We start from the raw sequence: 14934 nt of genomic DNA, 5'->3' as shown, positions 1-14934 counted from the left end.
GATCGGAATCGGTCTAACGAAACGCTCCGACCGTGAATTGCCGTCCGGTTATTACCACTCGTTCCCGGTTCCGTCCCGATTGACGGGGAGCGTTCCGCCGTACCAGTCCTCAATGAGGTAGCGGGCTACCGAGGAAGACATAGGGACGGTGAGGTTGCCGGCGGCGATCTCGGAGGCGAATTCTTCGCGGGAGAAGAAGCGGGCCCGAGTGATCTCCTCGCCGTCAACTTCAATGATGGTGCTGGTGGTCCAGGCACGGAAGGCAGCCATGAGGGAGCGCGGGAACGGCCAGGGCTGGGAACCGAAGTATTCGAGCCGGCCAATTTCCACTCCGGCTTCCTCAAAGGATTCGCGGACAACGGCGTGCTCGAGGGCTTCGCCCGCTTCGACGAAACCGGCAAGGCAGGAGTACCTGGTGGGTTCCCAGTTGGAGGCGTGGCCGAGCAGAAGCCTGTCGTCCTGGTCCCGGATCGCCATGATGACGCTCGGGTCGGTTCTGGGATAGGTGACGAGGTTACAGTCTCGGCACGCCCCTTCCCATCCGCCCGCCATCGGCACCATGATTCCACCGCAGGCCTGGCAGTGCTTACGGTCGTCACGCCACGCACCGAGGGCGGTTCCCATGGTGGCGAGGCCGGATTCTAGGCCGGTCAGCCGGTGTCCGATCTTGCGCAGGGATACATAGTCCCTGTGGTGCAGCGCCGTGAGCCTGCGGTCTCCGTAGGGCATGCCTTCGGCATCGAGTTCAAAGTTCGTGGTGTCAAGGTGCAGGGCCGACCACGCGGTTTCGTCGGTCTTACCCAGGTAGGACACGTGATCCCACGTGAGCATGTCGGTGGGGATGTCATCGGCCGTGACCGATACGAGGCCTTCGTGATCGGCGGCGATCTGGTTTTCCCGCACGAGGATGAAGCGTCCGGAGGTGATGCGGGTCAGGAGGTCCGGGTCGGTCCGTGACAGAGCATCAGCATCGTGTTCAATCCTCGACAGGGGCAGTTCGCCATCAATCATTTTGTTTCCTCCACGGTTGCCTGGCCAAGTACCCGACTGCCGTCGTAGACGACAACGGACTGTCCTGCGGCAAGTCCCCGGAGGGGCTCGTCGAGGTCGACCAGGAGCTTCGATTCCACTGATTGAACCGTAGCGGGAATCTCGCGGCCGTGGGCGCGGACCTGAACACCTACGCGGAGCGGCTCGGTGGGATCAAGGTCCGGAGCCAGCCAGACCGTGTCCGATCCGACGATGCGATAAACATCGAGGGCTTCCACCGGACCGACGTGAACGAGGTTGCCGTCAATGTCGATCTTCGTGACAAAACGGGGCTGACCATCCTTGGCGGGGATTCCGAGGCCGAGGCCGCGGCGCTGGCCGACCGTGTATGCGAAGGCACCGAGGTGCTGCCCAACAACCGCGCCGGTCTCGTCCACAATGTCGCCGGGGTTCTCCCCCAGCCTCTTGCGAAGAAAGCCTCGAGTATCTCCGTCGGCAATGAAGCAAATGTCGTAGGAGTCAGGCTTCAGTGAAACACCGAGGCCGCGTGCGGCCGCCTCAACCCGGACCTGGTCCTTCGTGGGAACGTCGCCGAGCGGGAACAGGACATTACCAAGAACCTGCTTGCCCATGACGGCAAGAACGTAAGACTGGTCCTTCGGGTGATTAGCCGCCCTGTGCAATTCATGGCGGACCCCGTCGGATCCTTCAATGTCCCTCAGGTCCGCGTAGTGGCCGGTGCACACGGCATCGAATCCCATGGCAAGCCCGCGTTCGAGGAGGGCCGCAAACTTCACGTGCTCATTGCAGCGCACGCAGGGATTGGGGGTACGACCCGCCGCATACTCGGACAGGAAATCATCGACGACCGTGTCTTCAAAGTCGTCGGAAAGATCCCACACGTAGTAGGGGATCCCAAGCTTGTCGGCGGCTCTGCGAGCATCGTAGCCGTCCTCAACGGAACAGCATCCGCGTGATCCGGTGCGGTGCTCGGCTCGTGATTTCGACAGCGCCATATGAACGCCGACAACGTCGTGACCAGCATCGACGGCACGCGCTGCCGCCACCGCCGAATCAACTCCTCCGGACATTGCTGCCAGAACCCTCACGCGCGAACCGCCTTCCGTGCCATCTCGATCGCCCCCGGCAGTGCAGCCACAAGACGATCAATATCGTTGCTCGTTGTTCCCTCTCCCATGGAGAACCGAAGAGCAGTATAGGCATCATCGTCAAATCCCATGGCAGCGAGAACAGCGGAGGGACGGTAGACGCCCGCGGAACAGGCGGAACCAGTCGAGCAGGCAATGCCTGCCATATCCAATCCCAAAAGAAGAGCCTCCGGATCGGTTCCAGGGAAAACCACGTGCACAATATGGGGCAGTCGGGGCACGTCCCCGCCGCTCCTACTACCGCCGGATTCCTCAGCAACCGCGGTGATTCTAGCCCCGAACTCGGTAAGGATTGCTGCCCTCTCCGCACGCGTCTGGATCGCCTGCTTCAGGGCCGCGGCCAGTGCGGCGGCCCCGGCAACGTTGTGGGTGCCGGACCGGACCTTGCGTTCCTGGCCACCCCCGCCTTCGAGTGGGATGAGGGGATAGTCACGGGCCGCAATCAAGGCACCGATGCCGACGGGTGCCCCCAGCTTGTGGCCCGACAGGGACACGGCATAGCCGGCAGGAATATCGATCGACCCCACGGCCTGAACAGCATCCGTGTGCAGGCGAGTACCGGGAGCATGTTTCTCAACAAGTTCCTTGATCTCGGCAAGCGGCTGGACGATCCCCGTCTCGTTGTTGGCGGCCATGACCGACACCAGGGAGACAGAGCCATCAAGCATTTCCGCGAGCGCGCCCAGGTCAACCTGTCCGCTTGGCAGGACCGGGATCTCCTCGTGAGAGGAACCCGCCTTGACGGCGATCTCTGCGGCTTCCCGGATCGCGGGATGCTCGATCGCCGACGTGAGGACCTTGCCGCGGGTGGCGGGGCCAGCGACCGCCAGGTTGTCGGCCTCCGTCCCGCCCGCGGTAAAGATGACTTCGGCCGCATCCACGCCAAGTAGGTCGGCAATCTGTTCGCGTGCGTCCTCGAGGACCGAGCGGGCACCGCGACCCGCCCCGTGGATCGCCGACGCGTTGCCGATCACGGCGGATGCCTCCAGCCAGGCCGTCTTCGCGACCTCGGAAAGTGGCGCGGTTGCGGCGTAGTCCAGGTAGACCACCTAGAGACCAGCCTCCCGGATCGCCTCGATCGCCTGCGGCACAACATCGTTGATGTCGCCCACAATGCCGAAGTCGGCAATCTCGAAGATCGGGGCTTCGGAGTCGTCGCAGATGGCGACGATGCGCTCGGAAGCAAGCATGCCGGAGGTATGGTGGACGGCGCCGGACACGCCGAGGCCAATGTAGAGATTCGGGGCAATGGTTTCGCCGGTCTGCCCGATCTGGGCGGAGCGGTCGATCCACCCCTCATCGCAGGCCACGCGGGTGGCGCCCACTGCGCCACCCAGGAGCTCGGCGAGTTCGTTCACCGGGCCGAAGTCTCCGTCGGTGCCGCGGCCGCCGACGACGACAACCTGGGATTCGGCGAGGTTCGGGCCCGTGTTTTCGCGCTTGGTGCGGGAGATAAGGCGGGTGCGCTTGGCGCGCTCGGGAACGGTGATCTCCAGATCGGTCACTGCCGCATCGGCCTTATCGGTCGCGGAGGCCTCGACGGCCGTGGGCCGCAGGGCTATGACGGGGATACCGCGGATGATCTCGCCATCGGTTGCCCACGCTCCCGAGAACACGGCCTTGGAGATCGTGAGCTGACCACCGGCGACGCTCACCGAATCGGCGTCGGTGACAACACCGGAGTCGAGCTGGACGGCAGCCTGTGCCGCGATCTCCTTACCCAGGTAGGAGGAAGCCATGAAGATCGCGCGGGGCGACATCTTCTCGGCACCCGCGATAGCGAGGGCCGCCCACACTGCCGGGTGGTTGAGGTCGGCTCCCGAGGACGTCACGGTATCCGGGTCAACGACGAGGATCTCGTCGGCGCCGTAGCGAGCAAGCTCGGCAACGGGCGGGGCACCAAAGGTTGCGGAGACCACTCGGTCTGCGACCTCGCGGGCTGCGGTCAGCATCTCGCGGGACGATTCGGAAAGGTTCTCTCCGTCGTGGCGGGACAGAACAAGGACGGTATCGAGTTTCACTTCATCACTCCAAGAATGTAATCGGCAAGCTTCTTGCCACCATCGCCAGCATCGTTAAAGACCTCGCCAGCCTCGCGCGGGGGCCGCTGCGTCGCAGCCTTCACCTTCGTTCCGGAGCCGGCCACTCCCGCCAGTTCCTCCGCAAGGCCAAGATCATCGAGGTCGATCTCGTCGATCGGCTTCTTCTTCGCCGCCATGATCGCTTTAAAGTTCGGGTACATGACTTCGTTCGCCTGGTCCGTGACGGACAGGATCGCGGGCAAGTCCGCCTCGAGGACTTCGTCGTTCACTCCCATGGTGCGGGTGATCCGCAGGGCCGTGCCATCCAGTTCGGCCGTCTTGGCGAGGGTGAGGGCGGGCAGGTCAAGGTGGGCGGCGAGGGCCGACGGAATCGTCGCCGTCATGCCATCGAGGGCCGCCATGCCCGTGACGACGAGGTCGATGGGGCCATCCTCGGAAAGCCTGTTGATGGTCGCAGCAAGGACGCGCGCGGTGGCGAGAACATCGGAGCCAGCGGCCCGATCATCGCAGATGTGGATGGCCCGGTCGGCCCCGAGTGCAAGTGCGCGACGGAGGCCGTCACCGGCGTCCTCCGGTCCCATCGAGACGGCGATAACTTCGCCGTCACCGCCCGAGAGATTGACCGCTTCTTGGACGGCGTTCTCATCAAGTTCGTTCAGCACATCATCGTCACCGCGAACAAGGAAGCCCGATTCTCCCAGGGCTCGCTCGGCTTGGACGTCGGGCACGTGTTTTACACAGACAACAATCCTCATACCCTCTAGATTGCCACCCGGCCTCTCGTTCTCCCAAGAGATCTCCGCCATGGGTGGATTTATCGGGCAGGACCGGACGGGTTATGTCACCTTCGGTCAATTGCGTACCCAGAGGTGAGACAATGTGCTGGTGACACAGATTCTGACCCATCGAATCGAACCGAAGCGCTACACCGCTAGGGCCCCGGAACCGACTGCACAATCGCGCACCCATGCCAGTCAGCTCGGGGTATTTGTACATCCCGACGGCATCGATGTCGCCGTCACGGCGGCACTGGCCTCCCAGGTGGAGTTTTGCGCGATTGACTTTGAACCAGACGGTTCTCTCCGAGAACGCAGATATGCGCTGAACGGCCCTCAGCTTGGCGTGTGGACCGGCTTTATCCCGGGAATCCGACCCGGGCAGCGCTATGGTTTCCGCGTTCACGGCAGGTGGGATCCCGCCGCCGGCATGAGGCACAATCCGGCGAAGCTACTTCTTGATCCGTACGGTCGCGGTGTCGCGGGCGAATACGATTTGGGCCCGGCCTGCTATTCGCACGAGGTCGACGATGAGCTGCAGCCGGTCCCCGGACCCCGGAAGATCAACGAGCTGGACTCCGCTCCCTACGTTCCCCATTCCGTTGTTGTTGACGACACCTACAACGGCGAGGTGGGCCCGCTCCACACGCCGTGGGACCGCACCGTTATTTACGAGGCGCACGTGCGCGGGTTGACGATGAATATGCCGGGGGTGCCGATGCATCTGCGGGGCACCTATGCGGGGCTGGCCCACCCGGCCACCATCGCCCACCTGCAGCGCCTCGGCATCACCGCCATCGAGCTCCTCCCGATCCACGCGAAGCTTCCCGAGCCGTTCCTTGTCGATAAGGGCCTCGATAACTACTGGGGCTACAACACGGTCGGATTCTTTGCGCCCGAGCCTTCCTACGCGACGAAGTCTTCGCAGGCCCAGGGGCTTTCGGCGGTTCTCCGCGAGGTCAAGGGCATGGTGTCCCTTCTGCACGAGGCCGGGATCGAGGTCATTCTCGACGTCGTGTACAACCACACGTGCGAGGCCGGGATCGACGGACCGACGCTCTCCTGGCGAGGTTTTGGAGAATCGACGTACTACATGCAGGCGCCGGGCAACCCCGGCGACTTCGAGGACGTCACCGGATGCGGTAACACGCTTGACTTCCGCCTGCGTCGCGTCATCCAGATGTCGCTGGATTCGCTACGTTACTGGGCCCAGGAGGTCGGTGTTGACGGCTTTCGTTTCGACCTTGCCGTGGCGCTGGGACGTCAGGGCAGGGAGTTCAACTCCCACCATCCCTTCTTTGTCGCGATGACGACCGATCCGGTCCTGCGTACCCGCAAGCTCATCACCGAGCCCTGGGATCTTGGGCACAACGGGTGGCGGACCGGGCAGTTCCCCTCCCCCATGGCCGACTGGAACGACCGGTTCCGCAACGCAATCAGGTCATTCTGGCTGACCGACCAGCGCACCATGCTGAACGGTCACCGTCCCGGCGACTCCCGCGAGATGGTCACGAGGCTCTCGGGCTCCGCCGACCTGTTCTCGCGCGGCCGCGTCCCCGGGGGACGCGGTACCTTCGCCTCCATCAATTTCGTTACCGCCCACGACGGCTTCACTTTGCACGACCTCGTCACGTACGACCACAAGCACAACGAGGCAAACCGAGAAGACAACCGGGACGGCACGAACGACAACCGGTCGTGGAACCACGGCACCGAAGGCCCCGACACGCTCCTCAGCAAGGAGCGGCAGAAGTCGATGAGGAACCTCATGTCCACCCTCCTGTTCTCGGCCGGCACTCCGATGCTGACGGCAGGCGACGAGATTGGCCGCACCCAGTTCGGAAACAACAATCCGTACTGTCAGGATAACAGCCTGTCGTGGATCGACTGGCGCCTCACGCCCTGGCAGGAAGACTTCCAGGCAACCGTGTCCTACCTGCTGCGACTGCGCCGCGAACATCGCGTATTCCGACCCACCGGGTTCTTCACCGGAACTCCGCGCAACGGAGACCCGCTACCCGACGTCACCTGGATCGACCGGGACGGTGAGGAGATGCCGGCGTGGAAGTGGTTCGAGCCATCCTCGCGCACCTTCCAGATGCTACGGTCCGGACTGGGCCGAGACGTCGATGCCCTTATCCTCATCAACGGACTGAACAAGGACACCGAGTTCACGTTCCCCGTGGGACGCGGCAGGCCCTTCGATCTTGCCTGGGACTCGACCATGCCCCGGCCAAACGGTTTCCGCGAGCGCAAGCTACCCGGCTCGAGCATCGTTCTCGAAGCGCAGTCGATTCGTCTTTACCTATCGAACCCTGCCTAAACTAGTCCCGCAACACCGGCCCGTAACTATTCCGGTAGCTCCGGGCCCCGATCAGTAGCACAACCGGTAACCACCGGAAAGGATCACCCATGTCCAGTGACGACACCACCGATCTCGAACCAACGGATCTCGAGTCGACGATGGACGCGGCCTCGCTTCGCCACGCGGAGCAGGTCAGCGACGAGCTCAAGCAGAAGATCACCGAGGACGCCTCCCCGTTCAGGATGCTGACCGGAGACCGCCCCACCGGCAATCTCCACCTCGGCCACTACTTTGGCTCGCTCCGCAACCGCGTCGAACTGCAGAACGCGGGTGTCGAAAGCTGGCTGATCGTCGCCGACTACCAGGTCATTACGGACCGTGACGCCGTTGGCGAGATCCGGGATCGCGTCTATGGGCTCGTCACCGACTACATTGCCGTCGGAATCGACCCCGAGAACGCGGTGATCTTCCCGCACTCGCAGATCCCTGCTCTCAACGAGCTGGTTTTGCCGTTCCTGTCGATCGTCACGGACTCCGAGCTGCGTCGTAACCCCACGGTTAAAGCCGAGCTGGATGCGACGGGTGGTCGCCCCATGTCCGGCCTGCTCCTCACCTACCCGGTACACCAGGCAGCGGACATCCTGTTCTGCAAGGCCAACATTGTGCCGGTCGGTAAGGATCAGCTGCCCCACCTCGAACAGGCCCGCGTCATCGCCCAGCGCTTCGACAAGCGCTACGGCCGGGCCAAGGGCGCCAAGCACCCGATCTTCCCCCGACCGCAGGCACTCCTATCCGAGGCACCCTCGGTTCTTGGGCTTGACGGCCAGAAAATGTCGAAGTCGCGCGGCAACACGATCGAGCTCGGCATGACTGCCGACGAGACGGCGAAGCGCCTGAAGAAGGCCGTGACCGACTCGGAGCGGATGATCACCTACGATCCGGTGAACCGTCCCGAGGTCTCCAACCTCGTCCAACTCACGGCGCTTGCCACCGGTAAAGACCCGGTCGAGGTTGCCGACGAGATCGGCAACGGAGGCGGGGGAACCCTCAAGAACGTAACCACCGAGGCAATCAACGAAATGTTGGCCCCGATCCGTGCCCGCAGAACCGAACTCGAGAACAACCAGGACTACGTCCGTGACGTTCTCAAGGCCGGAATTGAAAAGGCCAACGCCCAGGCAGAAGAGACCCTCCGAGAGGTCCACGAAGCCCTCCAGATGGTGTACCTGTAAAGAGGTAACCGAAGCGGATAATAACGCGGTCGAAGGTCGATTCCTGCCACCGAAATAGCCCCCGCTTTTCACACTCTTTGAGGTGGGACAGCAACCCGTACAGGGCGCTGTCCCACCTCCGTCATATCACCGTCCGTTTACCCTCCAGGCTCGCGCCACGCCAACTTCGGGAACTTTGGGCCGAACTCCCCCGGGCACTACCCACGACCATCAAACGACAGATAATTGAACAATCAACCGACGATGGAAATCTCGGAAACACCATGCGTCACCAGGGCTTTTACGCGATCGCCCGAAATAAAGATGAGGGTTCGCCGTTACTCCGGCATGGGGACATAAGACCTTCGTCCCGGGTTTTTACGGCAAACATTGCCTACTTGCCATTCGCGTACCTGGAAATTCCATGTATTCTCGTTCTCGAAATTGCTTACGATCCGCTTCCATGGCGGAGTTCAAGGAGAATCACATGCGTAACAACACCATGAAGCGTTCGTTCGTTGCAGCAGGCCTCGCCCTCGCTCTTCCGTTCGGCCTTGCAGCCTGCGGTGGCGACGACAAGCCCTCCAAGGAAGACGTCCGCGCCGGCCTTGACTCCATGCTCGCCGACCAGGGCATGGGCACCGAGGACCTCGAGCAGCTCGGCGTCGAAGGCGACATCGTCGACGACTACTTCAACTGCATCGTCGACGGCATCTACGATGACGTCTCGAACGACACCCTCAACGCTCTTGCCGACAACAACCCGGATGCTTCGCTGCCGTCCGAGGACCAGGAGGTCTTCCAGGACGCCACCACGGCCTGCACCTCCGAGCTCGGCTTCTAACAACGGCCTAAGGCGGAAGAGCAATGAGTAGACGTTCGGTGGCGGTTATTATCGCCATGTCTGCCCGTTCACTACTCCTGCTTAAGCCGCCCTGTCTAACTGCGCCAGCCCTGATGCATCGCATCAGCATGCAGGCCATCTAGACCCTTGTGCGGGCCGGACTTCTGTCCGGCCCGCACAGCTTTTAACTACCTTGTTCACCGGCCGTCAACTACTTGCACTTCCATTAGGAGACAAAATGCGTAGCAACACCATGAAGCGCTCACTCGTTGTAACGGGTCTGGCACTTGCCCTTCCCTTCGGCCTTGCCGCCTGCGGCGGCGACGACAAGCCCTCGAAGGAAGACGTCCTCGCCGGTTTCGACCAGATGCTTGCCCAGATGGGAATGGATGAGGCCTCTCTCGAATCCTTTGGCGTGTCGGGCGAGCAGATGGACAACTACGCGAGTTGCATTGTTGACGACATTTACGACGAGGTATCTGCGGACCTCCTCAACGGGGTCGCGGACGGCGATGCCGAGGCTCAGGTCGATATCAGCGAAGAAGACGAGGAGGTCGTCACCGACGCCGTCGAGAGTTGCCAGGGCGAACTCGGCATGTGACGTGTCACCAACAATTTTTTCGCACCTGGTATCAACGCAGAAACATCAGCTGCACCCGCTGACCTTCCAACGCCTTGCCCCGTAGCCGCGTGCTGCGGGGCATAGTCGTCCCGACAGTGGATCTCATCTCACCGCGCCACTGTCGCGAACCGTTGCTCTCTCCCCACCTCCCTGCGCCGGCCCCTCCTGGGAAGCACTCCCCACCATTTCGTCCATTTTGTTTTCTGCGCGTTGTATCGTCGCTGTAGTAACCAGCAAAGGACTCAACTTATGGCTAGAGCGTTTCTCCGTACCGGACTCATGCTCATCCTGCCCCTCGTGGCGGCGGGCTGTTCGACCGACTCTGAGGCCCCTGCTACCGATGGCAGTGCCGAAACAACGATGTCGCCAACCGACGATGGCTTGAGCCCCGGGATCAATGACGGACCGCAACCCGGCCAGCCCGAGCCATCGGTAGAAGCCACCGAGGCCAGCCCAACAGCAGACGAGTCCGAGGACGCAGACGAGGAAGACGTTCCCGGCCTACCCAGCCACGACGACGTCACCTCCGGTCTACGAACGATGATCGTGGCCGAACTGGGGCTTGCCGAGGATGAAGTAGAAGATCTCAGCGCTGCCGGCGTGCTCGAGGAGTACTACTCCTGCATCACCGACCAGGTCTATGACACCCTGTCCGCCGACGCCCTGCAGGCACTGGCCGACGCTGACCTCAATGCGGAACTGAGCGTTGAAGATTCCGCTATCTTCAACGAGGCCACCACCACCTGCGGCGAACTGATCACCGCGGATTAATTCGTGTACGGCACCGCACATTTCATCCAACGAGACGGTTCCTAAACGAGCGACTTCCCCATAAACCAAGTCCAACAAGGTCGTTCCTGACACCCGCCGCGCTGGGTTGCGGTGGTGTCGACAAAGGGCGCTTAGAACTTCCCTACCCCTACTCCCTCCCCACTTGCTTCTCCCTGTCCCCTAACAGCGCCCGCACACTTCCCCAGCGATTTCATGCTTGGCGCAATCACGGGCAATCATGCAACCTAGATCACAGGTATTCGATAGGGTTATGCCGTGACTACTTCAAGCAATTCCCGGGATACCCGGAAGCCTGCAGGCCAGGATCGTCGTACTGTTTCTACCGATACGCCGACTGAGTCGGCACGCCCGCGGCGCGCGGCTTTCGCACCCGTCGGCCGCATTCCGATTATTGACGTATCGCCGGTCATTGAGGACGGCAGGTGGCCCGCGAAGGCCACCGTCGGCGAAGCCTTCCCCGTACGTGGAACCGTTTTCCGCGAGGGCCACGACGAGTTCAGTGCCGAAGCGGTGCTGACGCGCCCCGACGGCACCGAGGCTCAGCGCGTACGCATGGTCGACACGAAGCCGGGGCTCAACCGCTACGAAGGCTGGGTGGTCCCGGACGCGACCGGCACCTGGTCATTCCACATTGAATCCTGGTCCGATCCCTATCGCACGTGGGAGCACAACGCGACCGTCAAGATCGAGGCCGGTGTCGACGAGCGGCTCATGATCGACGAAGGAATTGCTGTCCTCACTCAAGCAGCCGAGAATGCACCGGCGGATTCTGCGGAACGCACGACGCTCGCGGCGGCTGCCGACGCTATGAAGGGCGAGGGCACGCCCGCCTCCTTGCTTACGCACGGTCTCACAACCGCCGTCCATAATGCGCTGTCCCGGTACCCGTTGCGGGACATGATGACCTACTCTGCCGACTACCTGGTGAACGTTGACAGGGAGCTTGCCCTGTACGGCTCCTGGTACGAGTTCTTCCCCCGCTCCGCGGGAGCATTCCAGCGCCCGGACGGCACCTGGGTACCCGGCACCCTGAAGACCGCCACGGAGGAGCTGGATCGCATTAAGGCTATGGGCTTCACCGTCGCCTACCTGACCCCGATCCACCCGATTGGCTCAACAAACAGGAAGGGCCGGAACAACACGCTGACGGCGGAGCCGGGCGACCCCGGTTCGCCCTACGGCATAGGTTCGGAAGACGGCGGGCACGACACGATTCACCCCGATCTCGGTACCTTCGAGGACTTCGACCGCTTAGTTGCTCGCGCCCGCGAGCTCGATCTCGAGGTTGCTCTCGACATTGCTCTCCAGGCCTCCCCCGATCACCCCTGGGTGACAGAACATCCGGAATGGTTTACGACCAGGCTCGATGGCACGATTGCCTACGCGGAGAACCCACCGAAGAAATACCAGGACATTTATCCGCTGAACTTTGACAACGATCCCGAGGGGATCTATGTCGCAATCAGGGACATGCTGGCGCTGTGGGCGGATCACGGAGTGACCCTGTTCCGCATCGACAATCCGCACACGAAGCCACTCCCGTTCTGGCAACGACTCCTTGCGGAGTTCCGCGAGACGTACCCGGATGTCATTTTCCTTGCGGAGGCATTCACGAAGCCCCCGATGCTGCAAACGCTCGGCGCTATTGGCTTCCACCAGTCGTACAACTACTTCGCGTGGCGCAACGAGAAGACCGAGATCGAAGAGTATCTCATGGAGCTCGCCTACGAGACCGATCACCTGGTCCGCCCGGCCTTCTGGCCAACCACGCACGACATTCTCACGCCCTACATGCAAAGGGGTGGCGTTCCCGCCTTCGCTATCCGCGCTATTCTCGCTGCCACCGGCGCTCCGACGTGGGGTATCTACTCCGGGTATGAGCTCGCGGAGAACATTGCGCGCCCGGGTGCCGAGGAGCAAATCGACAACGAAAAGTACCAGTTCAAGTCGCGCGACTACGGCCTGGGTGACTCCACGGGAATCACCCCGCTGTTGACGAAGCTCAACGCCGTGCGTGCCGCACACCCGGCACTGCAGCGCCTGCGTAACGTGACGATCCATCCGACAACGTCGGACAAGATCATCTGCTTCTCGAAGAAGATGAGGGACGGCGAAGGCAAGCAGGACACTGTCATTGTTGCCCTGAACCTCGATCCGTTTATCACCCACGACGCTCTCATCGATCTTGATTTTTCGACGTTGGGCCTCGGAGATGATTATCATGGCGGTTCTATCATCGTTGACGACGAGCTGACGGGGCAGACATTCGAGTGGGGGCAGCGGCCCTTCGTCCGCCTCGATCCCCATGGCTCGGCTGCCCACATCCTGTCAGTGAGGATTCCGTGACTTCATCACTTTCTGTAACAACCAACTCCTCCCCGTTTGGCGACCTCGGACGCCCCGGACTGAGCGACGATCCAAAATGGTACGAGACTGCTGTCTTCTACGAAGCGTTGCTACGTGCGATACACGACTCGAACGGGTCCGGTATTGGCGATATGCGCGGCCTTATCAGCAGGCTCGACTACCTCCAGTGGCTCGGCGTTGACTGCATCTGGATCCCGCCGTTCTATCCCTCCCCGATGAGGGACGGTGGCTACGACATCTCGAACTACACGGCGATCAAGTCGGAGTACGGGACGATCGATGACTTCACGGAGCTCGTCGACGAGGCGCACGCCCGCGGGATCAGGATCATCATCGACCTCGTCATCAACCACACTTCCGATCAGCACCCGTGGTTCCAGGCCTCCCGGGCCAATCCGGATGGTCCCTACGGAGACTTCTACGTGTGGTCCGATACGGATGAGAAATACGAGGATGCTCGCATCATCTTCATCGACACAGAGGCATCGAACTGGACGTTTGATCCGGTGCGCCGCCAATACTACTGGCACCGCTTTTTCTCCCATCAGCCGGACCTGAACTTTGAGAACCCGGCCGTACAGGAAGCCATCTTCGATGTGCTCCGCTACTGGTGCCGCATCGGGGTTGATGGCTTCCGTCTTGATGCGATCCCCTACCTCTTTGAGGAAGAGGGCACGAACTGCGAGAACCTCCCGCAAACCCACGCATTCATTGCGTCCCTGCGGAAAATGATGGACGAGGAATTCCCCGGCCACATTCTCCTCGCGGAAGCCAACCAGTGGCCGGAAGATGTTGTCGAATACTACGGCACGGACGAAGCCCCCGAATGCCACATGTGCTTCCACTTCCCCGTTATGCCCAGGATCTACTATTCGCTGCGCGAACAGCGGGCCACCTCGATTAAGGAAATCCTGGCAGCAACCCCTGACATTCCACAGGGTGCCCAATGGGGCACGTTCCTCCGTAACCACGATGAGCTCACGCTCGAAATGGTGTCGACCGAGGAGCGCGCGGCCATGTACGGCTGGTACGCCGAGGATCCCCGCATGAGAGCAAACGTCGGTATCCGCCGGCGCCTCGCTCCCCTGCTCGGTAACTCTCGGCCCGAGATCGAACTGGCAAATGCCCTGCTCCTGTCGCTACCGGGTTCACCGTGCCTGTACTACGGCGACGAGATCGGCATGGGAGACAATATTTGGCTCCCAGACCGCGACAGCGTACGCACCCCCATGCAGTGGACACCGGACCGCAACGCCGGTTTCTCCACCGCCGACCCGGGCAAGCTCTACCTGCCTCCCATCCAGTCGCTCGTCTACCACTATCAGGCCGTCAACGTTGAATCGCAGCTGGTCCAGCCCTCCTCGCTCCTGCACTGGACGCGCGGCATGCTGGAGATCCGCAAGCAGCACCCGGTGCTCGGCTCCGGTGCCTTCGAGATTCTGCCCACCGACAACGAGGCCGTTCTCGCCTACCTCCGGTACGACGAGGACGAAACCGTCCTGTGCGTCATGAACATGGCAAACACGCCCCGTGCGGCAACAATCAATCTGCCGGAACGCTACGGGAACTGGCGGACGACAGACGTGTTCGGCGGAGCCGGTTTCCCGAATATCACGGAGGACGCCACCTACCTGGCAACGCTGGGTTCGCGCGATTTCTTCTGGCTCACCGTGTCCTCCCCGGAACTCGTGGAAGCAGCACCGGTGGACGGCATGCCCGCCAAGGTGGAGCCCCGCGAAGACCGCTTCGAAGCGGCTGCCGTCCCCTCCCCGATCCAGCCCCTAGAGAAGGAATAGCACACCGTGTTTGAAACCGA

12 protein-coding genes are annotated in these 14934 nt (G+C 62.0%); 7 read left to right on the top strand and 5 right to left on the bottom strand.

Features of this window, described 5'->3' with window-relative positions:
- Positions 1–51: 51 nt before the first annotated feature.
- From nudC to ACTHUY_RS00910, 5 genes are read right to left on the bottom strand one after another with little or no spacing between them, the layout of a single operon-like run.
- Complete coding sequence (nudC, locus tag ACTHUY_RS00930; RefSeq protein ID WP_441654326.1) at positions 52–1011, bottom strand: NAD(+) diphosphatase; 960 nt, start codon at positions 1009–1011, stop codon at positions 52–54.
- A complete protein-coding gene (gene mnmA / locus ACTHUY_RS00925) occupies positions 1008–2099 on the bottom strand; it encodes a tRNA 2-thiouridine(34) synthase MnmA (RefSeq protein ID WP_441654325.1) in 1092 nt (363 codons plus the stop codon). The genes nudC and mnmA overlap by 4 nt, the downstream gene beginning before the upstream one ends.
- On the bottom strand, positions 2096–3208 hold the full coding sequence (locus tag ACTHUY_RS00920; RefSeq protein WP_441677237.1) for a cysteine desulfurase family protein: 1113 nt from the start codon (positions 3206–3208) through the stop codon (positions 2096–2098). The genes mnmA and ACTHUY_RS00920 overlap by 4 nt, the downstream gene beginning before the upstream one ends.
- Complete coding sequence (locus ACTHUY_RS00915) at positions 3209–4180, bottom strand: electron transfer flavoprotein subunit alpha/FixB family protein (protein ID WP_441677235.1); 972 nt, start codon at positions 4178–4180, stop codon at positions 3209–3211.
- Positions 4177–5007 (bottom strand): electron transfer flavoprotein subunit beta/FixA family protein, encoded by an 831-nt coding sequence (locus ACTHUY_RS00910; protein ID WP_441654322.1) that lies wholly within the window; start codon positions 5005–5007, stop codon positions 4177–4179. Before ACTHUY_RS00910 ends, ACTHUY_RS00915 begins: the two co-directional genes overlap by 4 nt.
- Before the next feature lie 79 nt (positions 5008–5086).
- Between ACTHUY_RS00910 and glgX the strand changes: the two genes are divergently transcribed.
- From glgX to treS, 7 genes are all read left to right on the top strand, one after another.
- Positions 5087–7300 carry a glycogen debranching protein GlgX gene (gene glgX, locus ACTHUY_RS00905; RefSeq protein ID WP_441677233.1) on the top strand — a complete coding sequence of 738 codons (2214 nt, stop codon included), beginning with the start codon at positions 5087–5089 and terminating at the stop codon, positions 7298–7300.
- A gap of 89 nt (positions 7301–7389) precedes the next feature.
- Complete coding sequence (trpS, locus tag ACTHUY_RS00900) at positions 7390–8514, top strand: tryptophan--tRNA ligase (protein ID WP_441654320.1); 1125 nt, start codon at positions 7390–7392, stop codon at positions 8512–8514.
- A gap of 466 nt (positions 8515–8980) precedes the next feature.
- Positions 8981–9337, top strand: coding sequence for a hypothetical protein (locus ACTHUY_RS00895; protein ID WP_126703888.1), 357 nt, complete (start codon positions 8981–8983; stop codon positions 9335–9337).
- Positions 9338–9575: 238 nt separating this feature from the next.
- Entirely contained in the window at positions 9576–9938 is a 363-nt protein-coding gene (locus ACTHUY_RS00890) for a hypothetical protein (protein ID WP_441654319.1), read from the top strand.
- 270 nt (positions 9939–10208) lie between these two features.
- Positions 10209–10730, top strand: a complete 522-nt coding sequence (locus ACTHUY_RS00885; RefSeq protein WP_441654318.1) for a hypothetical protein — start codon at positions 10209–10211, stop codon at positions 10728–10730.
- A 276-nt stretch (positions 10731–11006) separates the two neighbouring features.
- On the top strand, positions 11007–13097 hold the full coding sequence (locus ACTHUY_RS00880; protein WP_441654317.1) for an alpha-1,4-glucan--maltose-1-phosphate maltosyltransferase: 2091 nt from the start codon (positions 11007–11009) through the stop codon (positions 13095–13097).
- Positions 13094–14914: a maltose alpha-D-glucosyltransferase gene (treS, locus tag ACTHUY_RS00875; RefSeq protein ID WP_441654316.1), complete on the top strand. Its 1821-nt coding sequence runs from the start codon at positions 13094–13096 to the stop codon at positions 14912–14914. The genes ACTHUY_RS00880 and treS overlap by 4 nt, the downstream gene beginning before the upstream one ends.
- Positions 14915–14934 lie beyond the last annotated feature (20 nt).

Source organism: Flaviflexus sp., assembly GCF_052087705.1.
In the GTDB taxonomy this organism is placed as follows: Bacteria; Actinomycetota; Actinomycetes; order Actinomycetales; family Actinomycetaceae; genus Flaviflexus; species Flaviflexus ciconiae.
This window is presented reverse-complemented; position numbering and strand designations above follow the sequence as displayed.

Coding starts and splice junctions, on each gene's coding strand:
- nudC (WP_441654326.1), bottom strand. CDS start 1,011: ATGATTGATGGCGAACTGCCCCTGTCGAGGATTGAACACGATGCTGAT.
- ACTHUY_RS00910 (WP_441654322.1), bottom strand. CDS start 5,007: ATGGCGGAGATCTCTTGGGAGAACGAGAGGCCGGGTGGCAATCTAGAG.
- trpS (WP_441654320.1), top strand. CDS start 7,390: ATGTCCAGTGACGACACCACCGATCTCGAACCAACGGATCTCGAGTCG.
- ACTHUY_RS00895 (WP_126703888.1), top strand. CDS start 8,981: ATGCGTAACAACACCATGAAGCGTTCGTTCGTTGCAGCAGGCCTCGCC.
- ACTHUY_RS00890 (WP_441654319.1), top strand. CDS start 9,576: ATGCGTAGCAACACCATGAAGCGCTCACTCGTTGTAACGGGTCTGGCA.
- ACTHUY_RS00885 (WP_441654318.1), top strand. CDS start 10,209: ATGGCTAGAGCGTTTCTCCGTACCGGACTCATGCTCATCCTGCCCCTC.